General features: G+C 48.4%; 22 protein-coding genes. 5 read left to right on the forward strand and 17 right to left on the reverse strand.

Going from position 1 to position 19,305, the window contains the following annotated elements:
- Positions 1 to 314: 314 nt before the first annotated feature.
- The 15 genes from P253_RS08625 to ubiG form a co-directional block, all read right to left on the reverse strand.
- On the reverse strand, positions 315 to 1,472 hold the full coding sequence (locus P253_RS08625) for an RNA-guided endonuclease InsQ/TnpB family protein (protein WP_016658674.1): 1,158 nt from the start codon (positions 1,470 to 1,472) through the stop codon (positions 315 to 317).
- Positions 1,469 to 2,083: an IS607 family transposase gene (locus P253_RS08630; RefSeq protein WP_016658675.1), complete on the reverse strand. Its 615-nt coding sequence runs from the start codon at positions 2,081 to 2,083 to the stop codon at positions 1,469 to 1,471. Before P253_RS08630 ends, P253_RS08625 begins: the two co-directional genes overlap by 4 nt.
- A gap of 113 nt (positions 2,084 to 2,196) precedes the next feature.
- Complete coding sequence (locus P253_RS08635; protein ID WP_016658676.1) at positions 2,197 to 3,000, reverse strand: ABC transporter ATP-binding protein; 804 nt, start codon at positions 2,998 to 3,000, stop codon at positions 2,197 to 2,199.
- 13 nt (positions 3,001 to 3,013) lie between these two features.
- The gene (gene ssuC, locus P253_RS08640; protein ID WP_005181008.1) at positions 3,014 to 3,829 is read right to left on the reverse strand and encodes an aliphatic sulfonate ABC transporter permease SsuC; all 816 of its coding nucleotides are present in this window, start codon (positions 3,827 to 3,829) and stop codon (positions 3,014 to 3,016) included.
- Entirely contained in the window at positions 3,829 to 5,004 is a 1,176-nt protein-coding gene (gene ssuD / locus P253_RS08645) for an FMNH2-dependent alkanesulfonate monooxygenase (RefSeq protein ID WP_016658677.1), read from the reverse strand. The genes ssuC and ssuD overlap by 1 nt, the downstream gene beginning before the upstream one ends.
- Before the next feature lie 33 nt (positions 5,005 to 5,037).
- Complete coding sequence (locus P253_RS08650; protein ID WP_016658678.1) at positions 5,038 to 6,036, reverse strand: aliphatic sulfonate ABC transporter substrate-binding protein; 999 nt, start codon at positions 6,034 to 6,036, stop codon at positions 5,038 to 5,040.
- 10 nt (positions 6,037 to 6,046) lie between these two features.
- Positions 6,047 to 7,030, reverse strand: coding sequence for a sulfonate ABC transporter substrate-binding protein (locus P253_RS08655; RefSeq protein ID WP_016658679.1), 984 nt, complete (start codon positions 7,028 to 7,030; stop codon positions 6,047 to 6,049).
- Between the two features lie 334 nt (positions 7,031 to 7,364).
- The gene (gene argA, locus P253_RS08660; RefSeq protein WP_016658680.1) at positions 7,365 to 8,720 is read right to left on the reverse strand and encodes an amino-acid N-acetyltransferase; all 1,356 of its coding nucleotides are present in this window, start codon (positions 8,718 to 8,720) and stop codon (positions 7,365 to 7,367) included.
- A 134-nt stretch (positions 8,721 to 8,854) separates the two neighbouring features.
- A complete protein-coding gene (locus tag P253_RS08665; RefSeq protein ID WP_016658681.1) occupies positions 8,855 to 9,208 on the reverse strand; it encodes an RcnB family protein in 354 nt (117 codons plus the stop codon).
- A gap of 244 nt (positions 9,209 to 9,452) precedes the next feature.
- The gene (locus P253_RS08670; RefSeq protein WP_005180983.1) at positions 9,453 to 9,848 is read right to left on the reverse strand and encodes an RcnB family protein; all 396 of its coding nucleotides are present in this window, start codon (positions 9,846 to 9,848) and stop codon (positions 9,453 to 9,455) included.
- 229 nt (positions 9,849 to 10,077) lie between these two features.
- Positions 10,078 to 10,233 (reverse strand): hypothetical protein, encoded by a 156-nt coding sequence (locus P253_RS15890; RefSeq protein ID WP_005180980.1) that lies wholly within the window; start codon positions 10,231 to 10,233, stop codon positions 10,078 to 10,080.
- 177 nt (positions 10,234 to 10,410) lie between these two features.
- Entirely contained in the window at positions 10,411 to 10,830 is a 420-nt protein-coding gene (locus P253_RS08675; protein ID WP_005180979.1) for a hypothetical protein, read from the reverse strand.
- 171 nt (positions 10,831 to 11,001) lie between these two features.
- Entirely contained in the window at positions 11,002 to 11,748 is a 747-nt protein-coding gene (locus P253_RS08680; protein ID WP_016658682.1) for a YciK family oxidoreductase, read from the reverse strand.
- Between the two features lie 25 nt (positions 11,749 to 11,773).
- On the reverse strand, positions 11,774 to 12,466 hold the full coding sequence (locus tag P253_RS08685) for an HAD family hydrolase (RefSeq protein ID WP_016658683.1): 693 nt from the start codon (positions 12,464 to 12,466) through the stop codon (positions 11,774 to 11,776).
- Positions 12,463 to 13,179: a bifunctional 2-polyprenyl-6-hydroxyphenol methylase/3-demethylubiquinol 3-O-methyltransferase UbiG gene (ubiG, locus tag P253_RS08690; RefSeq protein WP_016658684.1), complete on the reverse strand. Its 717-nt coding sequence runs from the start codon at positions 13,177 to 13,179 to the stop codon at positions 12,463 to 12,465. Before ubiG ends, P253_RS08685 begins: the two co-directional genes overlap by 4 nt.
- Before the next feature lie 181 nt (positions 13,180 to 13,360).
- Between ubiG and P253_RS08695 the strand changes: the two genes are divergently transcribed.
- Entirely contained in the window at positions 13,361 to 13,978 is a 618-nt protein-coding gene (locus P253_RS08695) for a thiol:disulfide interchange protein DsbA/DsbL (protein WP_016658685.1), read from the forward strand.
- A 30-nt stretch (positions 13,979 to 14,008) separates the two neighbouring features.
- On the opposite strand, the gene P253_RS08700 is transcribed toward P253_RS08695, so the two are convergent.
- Positions 14,009 to 14,692 (reverse strand): TetR family transcriptional regulator, encoded by a 684-nt coding sequence (locus P253_RS08700; protein ID WP_016658686.1) that lies wholly within the window; start codon positions 14,690 to 14,692, stop codon positions 14,009 to 14,011.
- A gap of 208 nt (positions 14,693 to 14,900) precedes the next feature.
- On the opposite strand from P253_RS08700, the gene rph reads away from it, so the two are divergent.
- Together rph and P253_RS16060 are read left to right on the forward strand one after the other, a co-directional pair.
- A complete protein-coding gene (gene rph, locus P253_RS08705; protein ID WP_005180961.1) occupies positions 14,901 to 15,617 on the forward strand; it encodes a ribonuclease PH in 717 nt (238 codons plus the stop codon).
- 192 nt (positions 15,618 to 15,809) lie between these two features.
- Positions 15,810 to 15,941, forward strand: coding sequence for a hypothetical protein (locus tag P253_RS16060; protein WP_005180959.1), 132 nt, complete (start codon positions 15,810 to 15,812; stop codon positions 15,939 to 15,941).
- A gap of 89 nt (positions 15,942 to 16,030) precedes the next feature.
- Here the strand turns inward: P253_RS16060 and nadC are convergent, their stop codons facing one another.
- Positions 16,031 to 16,876, reverse strand: a complete 846-nt coding sequence (nadC, locus tag P253_RS08710; protein ID WP_016658688.1) for a carboxylating nicotinate-nucleotide diphosphorylase — start codon at positions 16,874 to 16,876, stop codon at positions 16,031 to 16,033.
- Between the two features lie 164 nt (positions 16,877 to 17,040).
- Between nadC and ampD the strand changes: the two genes are divergently transcribed.
- The gene (ampD, locus tag P253_RS08715) at positions 17,041 to 17,655 is read left to right on the forward strand and encodes a 1,6-anhydro-N-acetylmuramyl-L-alanine amidase AmpD (protein WP_016658689.1); all 615 of its coding nucleotides are present in this window, start codon (positions 17,041 to 17,043) and stop codon (positions 17,653 to 17,655) included.
- 43 nt (positions 17,656 to 17,698) lie between these two features.
- Positions 17,699 to 19,240: a murein biosynthesis integral membrane protein MurJ gene (gene murJ / locus P253_RS08720; protein ID WP_016658690.1), complete on the forward strand. Its 1,542-nt coding sequence runs from the start codon at positions 17,699 to 17,701 to the stop codon at positions 19,238 to 19,240.
- The last annotated feature ends 65 nt before the right edge of the window (positions 19,241 to 19,305 follow it).

Genomic DNA, 19,305 nt, shown 5'->3' on the forward strand with positions numbered 1-19,305 from the left:
CTATAAAGCACACTTTTTGAGTCTGGCGAAAAATATAACTGAAGGCTTGATTTCAAAGATTTTTTATTCTTTTATTTTAAATGAAAATATAAGACATAGTTTATAGAAATAATCCTACATCTCTTTGGGCCTATGTCACAAAAGTTTCATAAACCGAGATGAAGTTTTACCGTTATTTAAAACCTACTCAAACCTACTCAATGTGGGTTTGATGTTTAATTCCTACTTCACCATCAAGAACCTAAAGCATTTGCTTTAGGGATTACCTCAATTCCATAGGCTGTCACGGTGTAACTCACCGCCTTAATCACCACTTATGCAGTGATTAAATCTTTATCCGCATATCGCAGGATATTAATTGATGCATTAACATCACGATTTTGGATGGTTTGGCAAACTAAGCACTTCCACTCTCGCGCAGAAAGTGTGAGAGATTGATTTAATTCACCACAGCACGAACACATTTTACTACTTGGGAAGAATCGACCAACCGAAAGTACCGATTTTCCATGCTGTTTGGCTTTATAAATCAACTGCCTTTTAAACTCATAAAAACCCATATCGGATATAGCTCTTGCGAGTTTACGATTCCTCAACATGCCTTTAACATTCAAATCTTCAATTGCAATCACATCAAAACGTGTTACCAAATCCGTTGTGACTTGATGAAGATTATTCTTGCGTAGACAGACAATTTTATAGTGCAGGCGAGATAGCTTGGCTTTTGCTTTTTCTCGATTCTGACTACCTTTTTTCTTACGACTAAAAGACTTGTTGAGTCGTCTTAGTTTTGCAAGCTGTCTTTTAAGTGGTGCGTTAGAAGGAATAACCTCACCATTTGAAAGGGTGGCAAGATTAGAGACACCCAAATCAACACCGATACTTAAACCTGTTTTCGGTTTAAGCTTTTCGATCTGGGTGAGTTCGACAGCGATTGATACAAACCACTGACCACCTTGTTTAAATATTTTGGCCGAGAGAATTTTACCCTTATAGCGCAGATTCTCAGTCATTTTCACCCAACCCAAATTAGGGATTTTAATAGACCGACCCTTGACGCTAAATTGATCATTTGATAATGAAAAACGGTCATCCTTGCCTTTTTTTCTTGGCTTGGGGTATCCTGATTTGCCGTTAAAAAATCTATCAAAAGCACTACCCAACTGCTTAATCGCCAACTGTGGTGCGCACTTAGTCACTTTCTTCATGAAAGGATATTTTTCAAATTTAAAAGTGTTTAGGTGTTTTCTTAATTTACTCTCTTTAGGTCTATTAAGAAGCATTTCATTCACCGCAACATCATAATACTCACACTGATCTCGATATTCCTTATCAGCCTTGTATTGTCGCTGCCACTCTCTTAAAGCCCAATTATACGACAAACGAGCAACACCACTTGCCTGAGCAAAATGGCTTGCTTGTTTATTATTGGGCATCAATTCAATGATATGCCCTCGTATAAATCGACTCATAGTGCTTCTTTGACCGCCTGTATTAACTTTTGGTTCTTTTTACTTCGGCTTCCATATAATCGTGCTGAAAATACAGTGATAATTTCCAGGACATCTTGAGCCAGTTCATCCTCAAAACTCAAATTTTCACCCTGATTAATAATTACAATTTCAACATTCCGAGCTTCACATAAAGCAAAAACCAATTCAGCACCAAAACGTAATAATCGATCTTTGTGGGTTAAAACCAATCGACCAATTTCATTATTAATAATTCCATCCAAAAGAGCCTTAAGCCCTTTTTTGTGATAATTCATCCCTGAGCCTAAATCACTAATAATCTCAAATGTCCATCCCTGCTTGGCACAGTACATTTCCAAAACTTGTTTTTCTCGCTCAAGATCAGCCTTTTGATCGTGACTAGATACTCTTGCATAAGCAATAGTTTTTCGGCTGTTCTGGATTGATAGATCATGGATAAGTTCAGGTGTGATCTTGCTTAGATCGTAACGTCTGTGATTTTTTGGGGTTCTATCTGCGACTAAAGTGCCTTCCTCATCCCATCTTCTTAGGGTTTGGATGGAAACACCCAGTGTTTTAGCTGCAACACCAATACTAACATATCTACTCATTTGTAGATAATAATATAGAAATAAGTAGATTTCAATTAGCAGTTATTAACCCTTAAATTGAGCCGGAATTTAAGGGTAAAGCTGCGGGGGCAGGCTCAGACCAAAATTAATCCTCATGTGGCCAAGACTGCATCTAGCACCTGCTGCTCCAGTTCGGCAAAGGCAATACTTTTTTGCCGCGGGCGCGGTAAATTGACCTGAAAGGTTTTGGCAATATGACCACGATCGAGCAGAATAATCCGGTCGGCCAGCTGTACCGCTTCACTGACATCATGGGTGACTAAAATGGCAGTAAAGCCCTGTTCGGTCCAGAGCCGTTCAATCAGCTTCTGCATTTCCAGACGGGTCAGGGCATCCAGTGCACCTAAAGGTTCATCCAGCAATAAAATCCGCGGTTGATGCGACAGGGCACGTACCAACGCGGTACGTTGTCGTTGACCGCCAGACAGTTGCGAGGGCCATAGCCCGGCTTTGTCTTTCAGACCGACTTTTTCCAGCAGGGCGCTGGCATGTGCGTACTGGTCTTTGCCCAGACCAAGCTGCACATTCTGCTCGATGCTGCGCCATGGCAGCAGACGCGGGTCCTGAAACATCACCCGGATATCATCCGAGGTAATGCCTTCGCGGATATGCCGTGCCGACTTAAATTTGATTTCGCCGTAGCTTGGTTTTTCCAGATCGGCAATTAAACGCAGCAGGGTGCTTTTGCCACAGCCACTGCGTCCGACAATGGCCAGAAATTCGCCCGGCTGAATATGCAGATCCAGGTCTTGCAGCACCTTCACCGAACCATAAAACTTGTGTAACTGTTCAATCAGGATTTCCGCACCTGCCACCGCCTGCGGCTGAATATCCGGATTGCTGCGCAGTTTCGGGCTGCTGTGCTCGGCATGCAAGCCAGCAATTAAATTACTCATCTTCGCTCACTCCTTATTTCTGGTAGCCGGCATGCCAGCGCAGTAAATAGCGTTCCAAAGCCACGGCCAGTACGTCGGCCAGTTTACCCAGCAGGGCATACAGCAGGATGCCAACCAGCACGATATCGGTCTGTAAAAACTCACGCGCGTTCATAGTCATATAGCCAATCCCGGACTGGGCGGAGATGGTTTCGGCGACAATTAGCAGCACCCAGACCAGACCTAGAGAAAAGCGCAGACCGACCAGAATCGAAGGCATTGCACCCGGCAAGATAATTTCCTTATACAGTTGCCAGCGGCTCAGGCCGTAGCTTTTGCCCATTTCAATTAGTTGTGGATCGACCGAGCGAATGCCATGATAGGTATTAATATAAATGGGAAAGAACACACCAATCGCGACCAGAAATAATTTGGCTGTTTCATCAATCCCGAACCAGAGAATTACCAGCGGAATCAGCGCCAAAGCCGGAATATTGCGGATCATCTGCAAGGTGGTATCCAGCAGGGTCGAGGCGGTTTTGGAGGAGCCATTTAACAGACCCAGCAGCAGGCCCAAACCACCGCCAATCAACAAGCCGAGGAGGGCACGTCCGGCACTGACCTGAACGTGCTGCCACAGCTCGCCACTGACCAGTAAGCCCCAGAAGGCACTAACCACTGCCGTTGGTGCCGGTAAAATCCGGCTTTCCAGCAGGCCGGTACTTGAGGCCAGTTGCCAGAAAGCAATCAGTAATAATGGCACCAGCCAGGGCAGCATCCGCTGCCCAAATGATGTTCCACGTGAAACTTTGGCCTCTGCCAGCTGCTCCAGGGAAATGGTTTTACTCATCAGGCCGGCTCCTTCAGCTGTTTGCTCGCCTGGCTGTCTGCGGCGACATAGTTATTCGCAACAATTTCCCCAAACGGTCCGGTCAAATTCGGTTGGGCCAGTTTCTTGCGGGTTTCCAGCGGCAACAGCGGGAACACCAGTTCGGCAAAACGGATGGATTCTTCCAGATGCGGATAGCCGGAGAAAATAAAGGTGCTAATACCCAGGTCGGCATATTCCTGAATACGGGCCGCCACTGTTTCAGGGTCACCGACCAGTGCCGTACCGGCTCCACCACGTACCAGGCCTACGCCTGCCCAAAGATTTGGGGAGACTTCCAGTTTGCTGCGATCGCCATTGTGCAGTTCAGCCATACGGCGCTGACCGACGGAATCCATCGCTTTAAACTTGGCCTGTGCTGCGGCAATGGTGGCATCATCGACATACTGGATCAGCGCGTTGGCTGCTTGCCAGGCTTCTTTATTGGTTTCACGTACAATCACATGCAGACGGATGCCATAGTTTAGACTGCGGCCTTTGGCCGCGGCTTTGGCACGTACCGTTTCAATTTTTTCTTTTACTGCTGCCGGCGGTTCGCCCCAGGTTAAATAGGTGTCGACCTGATCGGTGGCCAGCTCAATGGCTGCATCGGAAGAGCCACCAAACCAGAGCGGTGGATATGGTTGCTGGACTGGTGGATAGAGCAGCTTGGCTTCATCGACCTGTAAACGTTCGCCGTGGAAGCTGAACGATTCACCTGTATGCGAGCGGGTTAAAATTTCACGCCAGATGGTGGTGTATTCCGCAGCCGTTTGATAACGCGTGGCATGATCTTCATAGACACCATCACCTTTCAGTTCCTGTTCATCACCGCCCGTGACCAGATTCAGTAACACCCGGCCGCCAGATAAACGGTCAAACGTCGCCGCCATACGCGCTGCTAAAGCCGGTGTGGTCACGCCTGGACGCAAGGCCACCAGAAATTTCAGGTTCTGGGTCGCATCAATTAAACTGGCTGCAGTAATCCACGGATCTTCGCAAGAACGGCCGGTTGGAATCAGCACACCTTCATAACCTAAATTGTCCACTGCCACTGCAATCTGTTTCATATAGGCATGATCGACCTGACGGCCACCTTTGCTGGTACCTAAATAGCGGCTGTCACCATGGGTGGGAATAAACCAGAAAATTTTCATATTATCGTCCTTTATTTCAATGGGATTACTCGGTCATCGATCTGCAGTTGGAGCCGTCCAGACAATGGGCTGGACCTCAATCGGTTTTGGAATCAGCTTGAGCTGATAGAACTGGTCAGCAATTTTCTGCTGAGCCTGAATGACCGTCGGATTTAAGCTTTGAATCGGTGATGGTTTCAGGCGGCGGTCAAAGGCGTTTTTGGCGACCGCCGGGTCCAGGCCGGTATTTTTCTGATAAATTTCTAGGGCCTGAGACTGGTGTTTAACAATCCACTGATCCGCGGCATTCAGGGCCGTCAGAAAGCCGGTGGTGGCCTGTGGATGTGCGGCAATAAATTTGGGATTGGCCACATAAAACGAATAGGTCTGGTCAAACTCACCGGTCTTGATCAGCGGGCGGGCCTGTCCATGCAGTTCAGCCGCAGACAGGAACGGGTCCCAGATGGCCCAGGCATCAATCGACTGCTTGTCAAAGGCAGCACGTGCATCGGCCGGTGGCAGCCAGATTGGCTGAATATCTGACCAGTTCAAGTTGGCTTTGGCCAGCACTTTGGCCAGAAATTCATGGGCATTGGAGCCTTTTTGCAGGGCAATACGTTTGCCTTTTAAATCCTGCAGGGTCTGTATGGCACTTTGCTGCGGTACCACTAAGGCCAGCGAATGGTCGGCATAGACTTCATAGCCGACATAGTTCAGCTCCTTGCCAGCCGCCTGGGCAAAAATGGGCGGGGTATTCCCCACTGAACCATAATCGACTGCGCCAACGGCCAGGGCTTCCAGCATTTGGGGTCCGGCCGGAAATTCTTTCCATTCAATTTTGGCTCGTGGGAACTGCTGTTCCAGCAGTTTTTCATCACGTGCCACCAGTAAATTTAAGGAAGATTTCTGGTAGCCAATAGAAATGGTTTTCACCGCCTGTTCAGTTGAGTTGTTGTCTGTTACCGCCTTGTGGGCTTCCGGTTTCTGGCAGCCGCTGAGACCCAGTCCCAGCGTGGAAATGCCCAGCAGCGCCCAGGTTGTTAATTTACGCATCTTTTATTCCTCATTCTTGTTGTGTCGACTGCGTATTCAGCAGGGCCGCCTGAATCTGAATTTGCTGTGGAATCAGCTTTTGCTGATAAAAGGCATCAGCTACATATTGCTGTTCTTTGGCCACGTCACTAGAGATGGCCTGTACGCCAAAGCCCATACGGGAAATTGAAGTTTTTAAGACCTCGACATCCAGGCCGGTCGGTTTTTGCAGTAGTTGAGCCGCTTCATCCTGATGCTGGGCCACCCATTGTGTGATGCTGTTCAAGCTTTGCACCACGGTGTCTAGAACCTGCGGATGCTGCTCGGCAAACTGACGATCCGCCAGATAGAACTGATGGTTGCTGACCAGATTTTCGCCGGTGGCAATGACCCGTGCGCCAATCTGATGTTCGGCTGCGGCAAAGAATGGGTCCCAGATCACCCAGGCATCCACCGAACCACGTTCAAAGGCTGCGCGGGCATCGGATGGGGGTAAATACACCACTTGAATATCGTGCAGGCTAAGCTGGTTGGCTGCTAACAGCTTCAGCAGCAGATAATGCACATTGGAGCCTTTGTTCAGAGCAATGCGTTTGCCTTTTAGATCCTGCACCGACTGAATGGCCGAATCTTTAGGCACAATTAAGGCCTCAGCTAGCGGCGCTTTAGGCTGGTTGGCCACATAGACCAGTTTGGAATTGGCTGCCTGCGCAAAAATGGGCGGTGCTTCGCCGGCTTCACCAAAGGCCACACTGCCGACATTTAAACCTTCCAATAATTGCGGACCGGCTGGAAATTCTACCCATTTCACCTGTACACCCTGGGCTTTTAGGGCCTGCTCCAGTTCACCGCGCTCTTTGACAATCGGTAAAATGCCGTATTTCTGGAAGCCGATATTCAGGGTAATGTTGTCCGCGTCTTTGGGGCTGCTACAGGCAGTCATGAACATGGCACCCGCCACCACGGCAGATAAAATAGCGCTTTGAGTTGAAAAAATACGGCGTAGGCTGCTCATGAAAATACCTGCTCTCGGAAATTAAAAAAATTCAAAAGTGGAGAATGAGAGCTACCTTAAAGATTTTTCTTTTTCGAAAAAAATAACAAATCAGGAATTTCTAATCAGGAAAAAAGATAAATAAAGATGTGCAAATCTTATGCATAAATCTGATTTATAAAATGGATAATCTATTAAAAGTTAAAATATTAAGTAGTTGTATTTAAAATATTTTTATTAAATTGAAGGCGCAGGAATAAGCTTATACTAATTCCTGCTAATACCAGATGCAGCACAATTGGGCCAGCTGCAGATAAGCATATGCCAAATTGAGCTAAAGCCGGCCTTGAACAGACTAGGTGAGTGACTTTTTACAGACCAGTGAATTACGCTGGTAGTTGTATAAGGCTTGGCGGGCATTGGGTAAGTCATCGACACTGGCCGGCTCAAAGCCCTGTTCCAGAAACCAGTGCGCAGTGCGGGTGGTCAGAATAAACAGCTGCTGAATACCAAGGCTACGGGCTTTATCTTCCAGATAATGCAGAATCTGGCTGCCACGATTGGATTTACGATAGGCCGGATGTACCGCCACGCAGGCAATTTCCGCCGAGCGCAGTTCATTGTCGCTGACCGGTAGCGGATACAGCGCCGCACAGGCCAGAATGGTGCCATCACGTTCAATCACCGCAAACTGTTCAATTTCATTTTCCAGCCGTTCCCGCGAACGGTAGACCAGCACACCTTCTTCTTCCAGCGGGCGCAGCAGGCTGATGAGACCGCCGACATCCTGAATATTGGCGGTGCGCACTTCTTCATAATGGGCATCGGTAATCATGGTACCGGCACCATCGCGGGTAAACAGCTCTTCCAGTAATGCGCCATCAGAGGCATAGGAAATCAGATGTACCCGGTTCACGCCCTGAGTGGCAGCATCCTGTGCACCGCGTAAATGCAGGGCCATTTCCGGCTGGCTGGCCTGATACAGACCAATATAATGATTGAGCTGGGATGGGCGGATTTCACGTTGCAGCTGTCCCTGTTCATTCAGTAAACCCTGCTGTTTGCCCAAGAAAATCAGTTTGTCAGCTTGCAGGCGAATCGCGGTTTTGGTGGCGACTTCTTCAGCCAGTAAATTAAACACTTCGCCCGTTGTGGAATAGCCGGTCGGGCCGAGCACGACAATATTATGATTGTTCAGATGACGCTGAATGGCATCGGTATCGACACTGCGCACTTCGCCGGTCAGCTGGAAATCGACTCCATCGCGAATACCATAGGGTTTGGCGGTAATAAAATTACCTGAGACCACATCAATGCGGGCGCCGTACATCGGCGAGTTGGCCAGTCCCATCGACAGCAGGGCTTCAATCTGCAGGCGAATTGAACCGACTGCATTCATGACACAGCTTAACGATTCGCGGGTGGTAATGCGCCGTTGCTGATGAAACGGGGTGTCGATCTGGCTGGCCTGTAAATTCTGGTTAATCTGCGGGCGGGCACCATGCACCAGTACCAGCCGGATACCCAGTGAATGCAGCAGGGCAATATCGTGAATAATATGCTGGAAATTGTCATGCAGGACCGCTTCACCATCAAACATCAGCACAAAGGTTTTATTGCGATGGGCATTGATATAAGGCGCAGAATGTCGAAACCAGTGCACATATTGCAAAGTTGTGCTGTGTGATGTTTCGGTAGAATTCAGGTGCATGCCGGTCTCAATCAAGCAAAAGTCTTATAGCGGATTCTAATCAAAAAATACCGGGGCGTAAGCTGAAAAAATAAAAAAACACCTGAACGGGGTGGTTCAGGTGTAAAGAGGGAAGGGAAAATGAGACGAAACCCTTAGCCCATAATGCGAATAATCCGGTTGGTACGTTCGTTGATCATCACGTAATCGCCATTAATTTTGTACCACTGCTGATAACGGCCGGTGTTTGGTAAACGACGCGCTTCGCGGTCACTGACTTTATAACGGGACTGGTCATAGGCACGCGGTAAGGTCTGGCCCACACGCCATTCACGGCTTGGATTCACACGCACAACCGGACGTTTATGATCACGGTCCCAACGGCTATCCTGATGTTTGTAGTGGGTTGCCGCACGACGGTCATGATCACGATGATCAGGCGCAGCCATGGCTGTAGTAGCCATAAACGCACTTAAAGACAGGGCAATGGTGGTTAATACTTTTTTCATGACGCTCACCTTTGAGTCAAACTGTATATCTCTGGAATACGTCCAAATTAACCAGAAAGTTGAGATAAAGGATGAGAGCAATTGAGATGAATTGTGAAAATCATGAAGAAAAAGCGGAGAGCCTGAAAGCCGGCTAGCATCTGCCCTACAGCCAAAATAGCAGCTTAAAGAATTGCCGATATAAAAAAGCCCAAACCGATGTTTGGGCAACCGAGGAGTGAGACTGAAACGGTTGGAGTGCAGCTTAGAAAGACAGGATTTTAAGAATACTGTGGGTATCGGCATTGACCAGAATATAGTCATTATTGACCTTGTACCACTGCTGCTTGCGGTCCGGTTTAGGCAGGTTATGCTCTTTATATTCGACCTTGTAGCCATTGCCACGATAATGCTGCGGCATCACATAACCGGTTTGCCATTTATGCTGCTGTAAACGCTGATAGCCCCGTTCTTCACGCTGGCGGCGTTTTTCATAAACCTCTTTCGATTCACGATATTCACGATGTTTTTTGCCCTGACCGTGCTGACGTGACTGTTCATAGCCGCGTCCCGGATTGTCAAATTGAGGTGCAGCCGCAGTGATCCCGCTGGCCAGCAACGCACTGAAAGAGATCGCCATAACTGTCACTATCTTTTTCATGTGAAAAAACCTCGTTTATCGTCTTTTATTTCACTGTGTCTTACTGTACGAAAAAAATGCAGAGAAACTGTGAAGAAAGATCGTTAATTCTTTATCGAAAGCAGAGATATTTTGGATATTATGCTGGAAAAGTAACAGATGATGAAAGACTTATCTGTTGTCACGTGAACTGGTTATACAACATTGGGCGCAAAAAGCCTAGCCCGTATTGCCGGGATTCTGCCCGCAGTCAGTTCCATTGCTGGCTTAAGTCCTGCAAGGAGTCGATGGCATGGGCCAGACATTCGGCCTGCTGGCCATCTTCAAGTACAGCCAATAAGCTGGCGGGCAGTTGTAAGTGTTCAATGGAACGGATAATGTCATTTTTACGTTGCTGGTCGGCCATGTGCTGCTCCTTTCATTGATTCATTGCGGTTGAGTAGCAGTATAGGCCGGATGTTTCAATTTGAAAAACCGAATAATTTTATAAAAATGATTTAAAAATACGATTTATGGTCTGGTAGTGTATAAAATTTAGCAGCGCATAAAAAAGGACCCGCAGGTCCTGGATTCAAGCATGTGCTTAGTAGGCATATTTCAGGTCGGTATAGTCGGTCAGTGACTTCTGGATATGCGCCTGAATAAATTCGCGTACATCTTCGGCGCTCATTGGCTGGCCCTGTTTGGTAATCACATGCTCGACCGGGGCTTGGCCATCGACCAGAATCCGGTAGACAAAGTTTTTATAGACGGCATAGTCCTCGGCCTGTTTATAAATACCGGTGATATAGCTGTAGTGATGTTCAAAGTTCAGATCGGTATGCGAAAAGATAAACTGGTCAAACAGTTTCAGGTTTTGCCCGGTCTCGAGTGCCTGTAGTTCATCGAGAATACTGGCTTCAAATTTCATGCCGTATTTTTCAGAAATGGCTTGACCATTAATCAATAAAGACACCATGCCATCTTCATGGGTCGTTACTGTGATATTGCTAAAGTCAGACATGGGCATCTCGGGATAATCAGAAACAGGGCTTTAGTATCGGCAAATTTTGCTGAAATTCAAGCCGACTTAAGCCCAAACCGGTATATTTACGCAAAGTGGGAGCAATTACAGCTTTATGGATGGGCATAAAAAAGGAAGCACAGGGCTTCCTTCATGGATACAGCAAGGGCATTAATCCTGCGCATCAATACTCTGGCCGTTCATGTGCAGACTGTCATCGCCCATTAAATATAAATAGGCTGGCATGATTGATTCCGGTGTCGGCAAGGTTTTCGGGTCTTCATCCGGATAGGCTTTGGCGCGCATGGCGGTGCGGGTCGCGCCCGGATTAATGCAGTTATAACGGATATTCGGATGTACATTTTCCTGGGCAAACAGTTTGCTGACCGCTTCAATGGCAATTTTAGACACCGAATAGGCGCCCCAACGCTCACGTCCTTCTCGACCGACGCCCGAACTGGCAAACACCACCGAAGCATGTGCCGATTTTTCCAGTAAAGGCAGCAGTTCCTGGGTCATGACAAAGGGTGCACGCAGGTTGACGGCCATCACATCATCCCAGACATCAGCCGGATAATGCACCAGTTCGGTCCGTTCACCCAGAATGCCGGCATTGTGCAAAATGCCATCCAGACGGCCAAACTGCTTGTCGAGCGTATCGACCAGCAATTCATAATCACGCGATGACGCACTGGACAGCTGGAGCGGAAGAATGGCTGGCTGCGGCGCGCCTAAACCTTCAATTTCATCATAGATGACTTCCAGTTTATTCAGGGTGCGACCATGCAGGACAACGGTTGCGCCGTGCAGTGCAAAGCTGATCGCGGCTGCACGTCCAATACCGTCGCCCGCACCTGTAATCAGGATCACGCGATCTTTGAGCAGATCAGGGCGAGGTTGATATTCTGAATATTTCATGATCGACCTCCGTTTTTTGCTGTAATTATGAAGTGATTGAATGTTGTTGCTGTGACAGCATCTGGTGCAAGACCTGATGTAATTCTGTGACATTATTCACTATACAGTCTGCCTGCCAGGCTGTTAAGTCATCTTTGTGTTGTAAGGGTAAATAGCCATAAGCCGCCAGAATGGTGTACATGCTGGCATTGCGTCCGGCATCAATATCACGTGGATGATCGCCGACATAAATACACTGCTGCGGTTCCAGTCCCAGCTGTGCTGCGGCCAGATACATCGGTTCCGGATCGGGTTTGGTCTTGCTGACATCTTCCGGGCAGACCAGTACCGCACAGCGTTCGGTCAGGTTCAGGGCTTTTAACAGCGCTTCACTGAGCCAGCGTGGCTTGTTGGTGACAATACCCCAGGGAATTTGCTGCTGTTCCAGCTGCTCTAGCAGTGGATACATGCCTTCAAACAGGTCGGTTTCTACCGCAATATCGGCGCCGTAAAGGTCTAAAAAGCGCTGGCGATGGCCTAAAAAGACCGGGTCTTCCACTTCCAGCTCCGGATATACCAGCTTGACCATGGCGCGTGCGCCTTCAGAGACCTGGGTGCGAATCTGCTCGGCGGCGACAATGTCACAGCCTTTATCGCGGCACATGTCTTGAATAATACGGATAAAGTCGGCCGCGGTATCAATTAAGGTGCCGTCGAGGTCAAATAAAACCGCTTTCATTGGCCACCTTCATTCAGGGTATGCACCATATAGTTGACATCAACATTGGGCGCCAGCCAGTAGCGTTTGGTCAGTGGGTTATAGTGCAAACCGGTCATATCTTTCAGTTTCAGGCCGGCATTGCGAATATCGTGTGCCAGTTCGGACGGCTTGATAAATTTATGATAATCATGCGTGCCTTTGGCCAGCATGCGCAGCACATATTCCGCGCCAATAATCGCAAATAAATAGGCTTTCGGATTACGGTTAATGGTCGAGAAGAACACATGGCCGCCCGGTTTGACCAGCTTCTGGCAGGCCTGAATAATTGAGGCTGGATCGGGTACATGCTCCAGCATTTCCATACAGGTCACCACATCGTACTGGCCAGCCTGTTCTTCTGCCAGTTGCTCAACCGGAATCTGGCGATATTGAATATTTTCGACGCCTTCCTGCTGGGCATGTAAACGTGCCACATTCAGCGGCGCCTCGCCCATATCAATCCCGAGTACATCGGCACCACGGCGCGCCATGCTTTCCGAAAGAATGCCGCCGCCACAACCGACATCCAGCACTTTTTTGCCAGCCAGTCCGCCTGAATGTTCATCAATCCAGTTTAAACGGAGCGGGTTAATTTGATGCAAAGGGCGGAACTCAGAATGCTGATCCCACCATATAGCTGCGAATGCTTCAAATTTGGCAATTTCTTGCGGATCAACATTCAGTTGCGACATTGGTGTCACCTCAATCAAGTTATTATGATTTCAAAAAGTCTATGCTGTTTAGTGTAGCGTTTATTCTGGAAAAAGCGATAAAAGCCGTAAAAAAGTTCACAGAAGCAAAACGAAAACGGCATAATTGATTTATAGTGTTCGCATAAGCTAATCATAACGATTTATGAGGACAATAAGTTCAATGAAAAAGTTTCTTTTGGGTAGCCTTGCAACCGCAATGTTTGCAATTTCAGGTGGCGCATGGGCGGCCAATTTTGTTGAAGGCCAAGACTATCGCGTACTGGCCAATCCGGGCAAAGTCGATGTGCCGGGTAAAATTGAAGTCCGTGAATTCTTCTGGTATGGCTGTGGCCACTGCTTTACCTTGGAGCCGCATATGCAAGCCTGGCTGCGTAAGCTGCCAAAAGATGTGAACTTCGTGCGTACTCCGGCTGCCATGAACCAGGTCTGGGAAATGAATGCGCGCGGCTATTATGTGTCGGAAGCACTGGGCGTCCGTAAACGTACCCACTTGCCGTTATTCCATGCCATTCATGACAAAGGCCAGCAGATTTTTGACCAGAAATCCCAGGCCAAATTCTTTGTCAAATACGGTATTCCTGAAGCCAAGTTCAACAGCATGTTTAACTCTTTTGCGATTACCTCCAAAGTGGCACAGGCCAATAAACTGGCGCGCCAATACCAGCTGACCGGTGTGCCGGCAGTGGTGGTTAATGGTAAATATGTGGTGTCGGGCGATAACGGCAAAGTGATTCAGGTGGTGAATTACCTGGTCGATAAAGAACGTAAAGCCAAATAAAAGCCCAACATGATGTTAAAAACCCGCTGTTTAAAGCGGGTTTTTTAGTGCTGCGGTTTCAGGCATTGTGATGTTTGGTCGCTCCCAATGGCTGATACCACGAAACAGCAATTGCACCTGGATAATGGTCTGCTCGGTAAACTGGTGCTGCTGCTGACTTAAAGCCTCGCCTTCAAACTGGCGACTGAGGCCGATCCAGCTCATGGCCCAGTTAAAGGACAGGTTAATTAAAATATTGGCCAGTACTTTAAAGTCTTCCGGATGTTCAAAATGCTGCACGCTTTCCACCCGTTTCAGGTCATTGGCAAAATCATCAATTAAAAACTCGATTTCCCGGGCAATGGCCTGACGCACCGTGGCCGAGCCGCCCCAACGCTCGGCAATTAAAAAAATCCATTGCTGCGGATGCTGATCCACTGCTTGAAAAAACAGTTCAACGCTGGTCCGGGTTTTGGCATTGGGCAGATATAAATAGGCCTGACCCAGCTGATGCAGAATGCTTTTTAAATGCAGCGCCACCTGATCGACCAGTTCTGCGCCAAGTTCATCCATATCCTGAAAATGCCGGTAGAACGCCGTTGGCACCAGCCCGACATGGCGGGAAATCTCCCTTAAGCTGATGCTGCTAAAAGAGCGCTCGGCAGTACTTAAGGTCAGGGCCGCATCTAAAATGGCCTGACGACTTTGCTGCTTACGTTCTTCCCGAATCGACATGTCACATCCCTGATACTGTTTAAAAATTCATCTCTGTGGCTATTATAGAGCAGAATCGGCCCGGGCAGCAGCCATGCTGTTGCATTGGCTGTGCAGGGCCCGCTTTTCTGTGGCGAGATTGTGTAAAAGCCGACCCGGGGACAAAACCTGTGCGCTTGCATCTGCTATACTGGCCGACAATTTATTTGAGTCAAAATAAGGACAACTTATGCGTATCGACCAACGTACCCTAGATCAATTGCGTGATGTCAAAATTACCCGTAATTACACACGTTATGCGGAAGGTTCTGTCTTGGTTGAATTTGGTCATACCAAAGTGCTGTGTACTGCCAGTATTGATAACTCGGTACCGCGCTTTTTAAAAGGCAAAGGCCAGGGCTGGGTAACTGCAGAATATGGCATGTTGCCACGTTCTACCCATACGCGTAGTGACCGTGAAGCGGCACGGGGTAAACAGAGCGGCCGTACTCAGGAAATCCAGCGTTTAATTGGCCGCAGCCTGCGTGCCATGGTCGATCTGAAAAAACTTGGTGAAAATACCATTACCATTGACTGTGATGTAATTCAGGCCGATGGCGGTACCCGTACTGCCGCGATCACCGGTGCAGCGGTGGCGCTGGTCGATGCCATGAATGTACTGCTGGAAAGCAAAAAAATTAAACAGGACCCGTTAAAAGGTCTGGTCGCTGCTATTTCTGTGGGTATGTATCAGGACGAAGTATTGCTGGACCTGTGCTATGAAGAAGATTCAAACTGCCAGACTGACCTGAATGTAGTGATGACCCAGGCCGGTGAATTTATTGAAATTCAGGGCACTGCTGAAGATAAACCATTTACCCGTCTGCAATGTAATGCCATGCTGGAAATGGCCGAGCAGGGCATTCAGGAACTGATCAAAAAGCAGCAACAGGCCTTAGGCTGGTAAACACTGCAAGATTAGAACAATATATTTATAAAACGCATCTCCGGATGCGTTTTTTTGTGATTGAAGCAAACGTAACCAGCGGCTGTGCGCAGATTCATCTTCATAACAAAAACCAACATGCTGAAACCGAGCTTCATGGCTTACTAAAACTCGCAGTGATTTTTTTAAAACAGCAAAAAAGAGGGATGTACCATGAAATACTTGATGATCTTACTGGCGATGGGCGCCTTTGGTTTAAGCGCGTGTGATACGGCCAATGACCGTGATGGTGATGGCACCATGCTGAATCAGGACCGTGATGGCGACGGCCGTGCAGATGATTAAAGTCTTGCGGCCATCGACTCACCCTAAATGAATAAAAAAGGTGCCTCATGAGGCACCTTTTTTCGTTATCGACAAATATCGAATTGCGATTAAGCATTAAAACGCATGGATAAATCGACCGCTTTGACATCTTTGGTCAGAGCGCCCATAGAAATATAATCGACACCAGTGCTGGCCACTTCACGCAGGTTGGCAATGGTGATATTGCCCGATGCTTCCAGTTTGCAGCGACCGGCAACATGCTTGACTGCATCAATCATCTGTTGCTGGCTAAAGTTATCCAGCATCACGATATCGGCCTGAGCGTCCAGAGCCTGATTCAGCTCATCCCAGGTTTCAACTTCTACTTCCACCGGTTTGCCCGGTGCAATTTGATGGGCTTTGGCAATGGCCTGGGCAATACCGCCAGCAGCCATAATATGGTTTTCTTTAATTAGGAAGGCATCAAACAGCCCCAGACGATGGTTTTGGCCGCCGCCTACAGTGACCGCATATTTTTGTGCAATCCGCAGACCCGGCAAGGTTTTACGGGTATCCAGCAGTTTGGTGTGCAGGCCATCGAGCTGTTTCACATATTCGGCGGTTTTGGTGGCCACGGCCGATAAGGTCTGGACAAAGTTAAGGGCAGGGCGCTCTACGGTCAATAAACTGCGTGCAGAACCGGCCAGCTTTAAAAAGGCTTCATTGGCCGCCACGCGATCACCATCCTGTTTCAGCCATTCAATCTGAACGCTTGGATCGTACTGCTGGATTAAGGCATTCACCCAAGGCTGACCAGCCAGCACCATGTCTTCACGGCTGATAATGGTGGCGGTGGCCTGTTCATCTTCCGGGGTAAGTAAAGCGGTAATATCTGCCTCGCCAATATCTTCCTGCAGGGCCTGCTGAATATTGATCTGGATAGATTGCTCCAATAAAGATTGTGGTATGCTCATTGCCTGTCCTTATCTCTTTACCCATGAAAATTGCGCGATATATTAGCACTGTTCGGCTGGCCCGATGCGCTTTTTCGCGGCTTTTTTGTCTGATTTGAGATTTTCAGCTGAAAGTTTAAGGATGGGCTAAATTTTTATACTGAAAAAAATATCAGGATCATTCTATGCAGCAGGCGGCTTCTTTTCAGGTCATCCAGGGACAGTTAAAAGGTGCGCGGCAGGTGCCTTCACCGAATTTTAACCAGCGTCCGCAGCAGACCGAAATTCAGCTGGTGGTGATTCACAATATCAGTTTGCCGCCATCACAGTTTGGCGGCGGTTATATCGAACAGTTTTTTCAAAACCGGCTGGACTGGTCGGCGCATCCTTACTTTCAGACCATTGAAGGGATGCAGGTCTCGGCGCATCTGCTGATTTTGCGTAGCGGCGAAGTGCTGCAATGTGTCAATTTCAATGACCGCGCCTGGCATGCCGGACGTTCCAGTTATCTGGCCAAGCCGGAATGTAATGATTATTCCATTGGTATTGAACTGGAAGGCAGTGATGATCTGCCCTTTGAAGCGATCCAGTATCAGGTACTGGCGGAAGTGGTGTCGGCCTTGCAGCAGGCCTATCCGAAAATCCAGCGTCATCTGGCTGGACATTCCGATATTGCCCCGGGGCGCAAGACCGATCCGGGACCTTATTTTGACTGGAGCCGGTTCCGGTCTTTACTGCGTGACTGCAACAGCAGGATAGAAGCAGCATCTTCATCAATTCATAACGAAACTTGTGCTTAGGTTTCTTTACAATAGCGGCTAAATTTTTATTTGGGTGGTTCCGATGGCGCTTTGGCGATCGACCTTTATTGTCAGTGCGATGACCATGCTGTCCCGGGTGTTGGGACTGGTGCGGGATATTGTGTTATTAAATGTGTTTGGTGCGGGAAAGGATTTCGATACCTTTGTGGTGGCCTTTCGTATCCCGAACTTTTTCAGGCGACTGTTTGCTGAAGGGGCATTTTCCCAGGCCTTTATTCCGGTTCTGACCGAATATAAAACCAGCCGCACCCATGCCGAAGTGCAGATTCTGATTAGCCGGGTGTTTGGCTGTCTGGCCTCGGTGATGAGTCTGCTGACACTGGCTGCTATGGTGGCGGCGCCGGCGGTGATGTACGTTTATGCGCCGGGTTTCCATAGCGATCCGGAAAAATTTGCGCTGGCCACGGACATGTTCCGCCTGACCATTCCCTATTTGCTGTTTATGTCGCTGACCGCTTTTGCCAGCAGCATCTTAAACAGTTATGGCTCCTTTACCACGCCGGCCTTTGCACCGGTGCTACTAAATCTGGCCATGATTGCCGGAGCCCTGTGGCTAACGCCGTATATGGCCGAGCCGATTATGGCCTTGGGCTGGGCGGTGATTATTGCCGGAGCCTTGCAGCTGGCGATCCAGATTCCGGAATTATGGCGTAAAAAGCTGCTGATTCCGCCAAAAATCGACTTCAAGCATGAAGGCGTTGAGCGCATCATGAAGCTGATGCTGCCGGCCCTGTTTGGGGTGTCGGTGACCCAGATTAACCTGTTGCTGAACACCATCTGGGCGTCATTTATGCAGGATGGTTCGGTATCGTGGCTGTACAGTGCCGAACGGATGACCGAGTTGCCGCTGGGCCTGATTGGGGTGGCAATTGGTACGGTGATTTTACCATCCTTGTCGGCGCGCCATGCCGAGCAGAATCAGGAAAAATTCCGTGGCATGATGGACTGGGCGGCGAAAATTATTGTGCTGGCTGGTGTGCCTGCCAGTATTGCACTGTTTATGCTGTCGACCCCAATTATTCAGGCCCTGTTCCAGCGCGGCCAGTTCACCTGGGAAGATACCCAGATGACGGCCTTGGCCCTGCAATGTATGAGTGCCGGGGTCATCGCCTTTATGCTGATTAAAGTTTTTGCTCCGGGCTTTTATGCCCAGCAGGATACCCGCACCCCGGTTCGGGTCGGTTTAATGGCGGTGGCAGCCAATGCCATTTTAAACGTGGTGTTTATTGGGCTGTTTAAACTGATTGACTGGGAAGCCGAGCACATGGCGCTGGCACTGGCATCTTCAGGTTCCGCGCTGGTCAATGCCGGTATGCTGTATTTCTATTTGCATAAACGCGATATTTTCCGTTTTGGTGGGCACTGGAAAAAACTGCTGTTCCAGTTTGGCACGGCCAATGCGGTGATGGTGGCTGCCTTATGGTACGCCTTGAGCTGGTATAACGGTGATGTATCGCAATGGATGCGTGTGCTGGAAGTACTACTGCTGTGTGTGGTGGGTGTGGCAGCTTATGCTCTTGGTCTGCTGGCCACTGGTTTTAGACCGCGTCATTTAAAACCTTAATTACTGAGAGCTGAGCGCGAAAGTTGTTTAGCTCCTATAAAAGAACCCTTTGAGCCGTTGAGTCT

The sequence above is a fragment of the Acinetobacter indicus CIP 110367 genome (assembly GCF_000488255.1).
Classification (GTDB): domain Bacteria; phylum Pseudomonadota; class Gammaproteobacteria; order Pseudomonadales; family Moraxellaceae; genus Acinetobacter; species Acinetobacter indicus.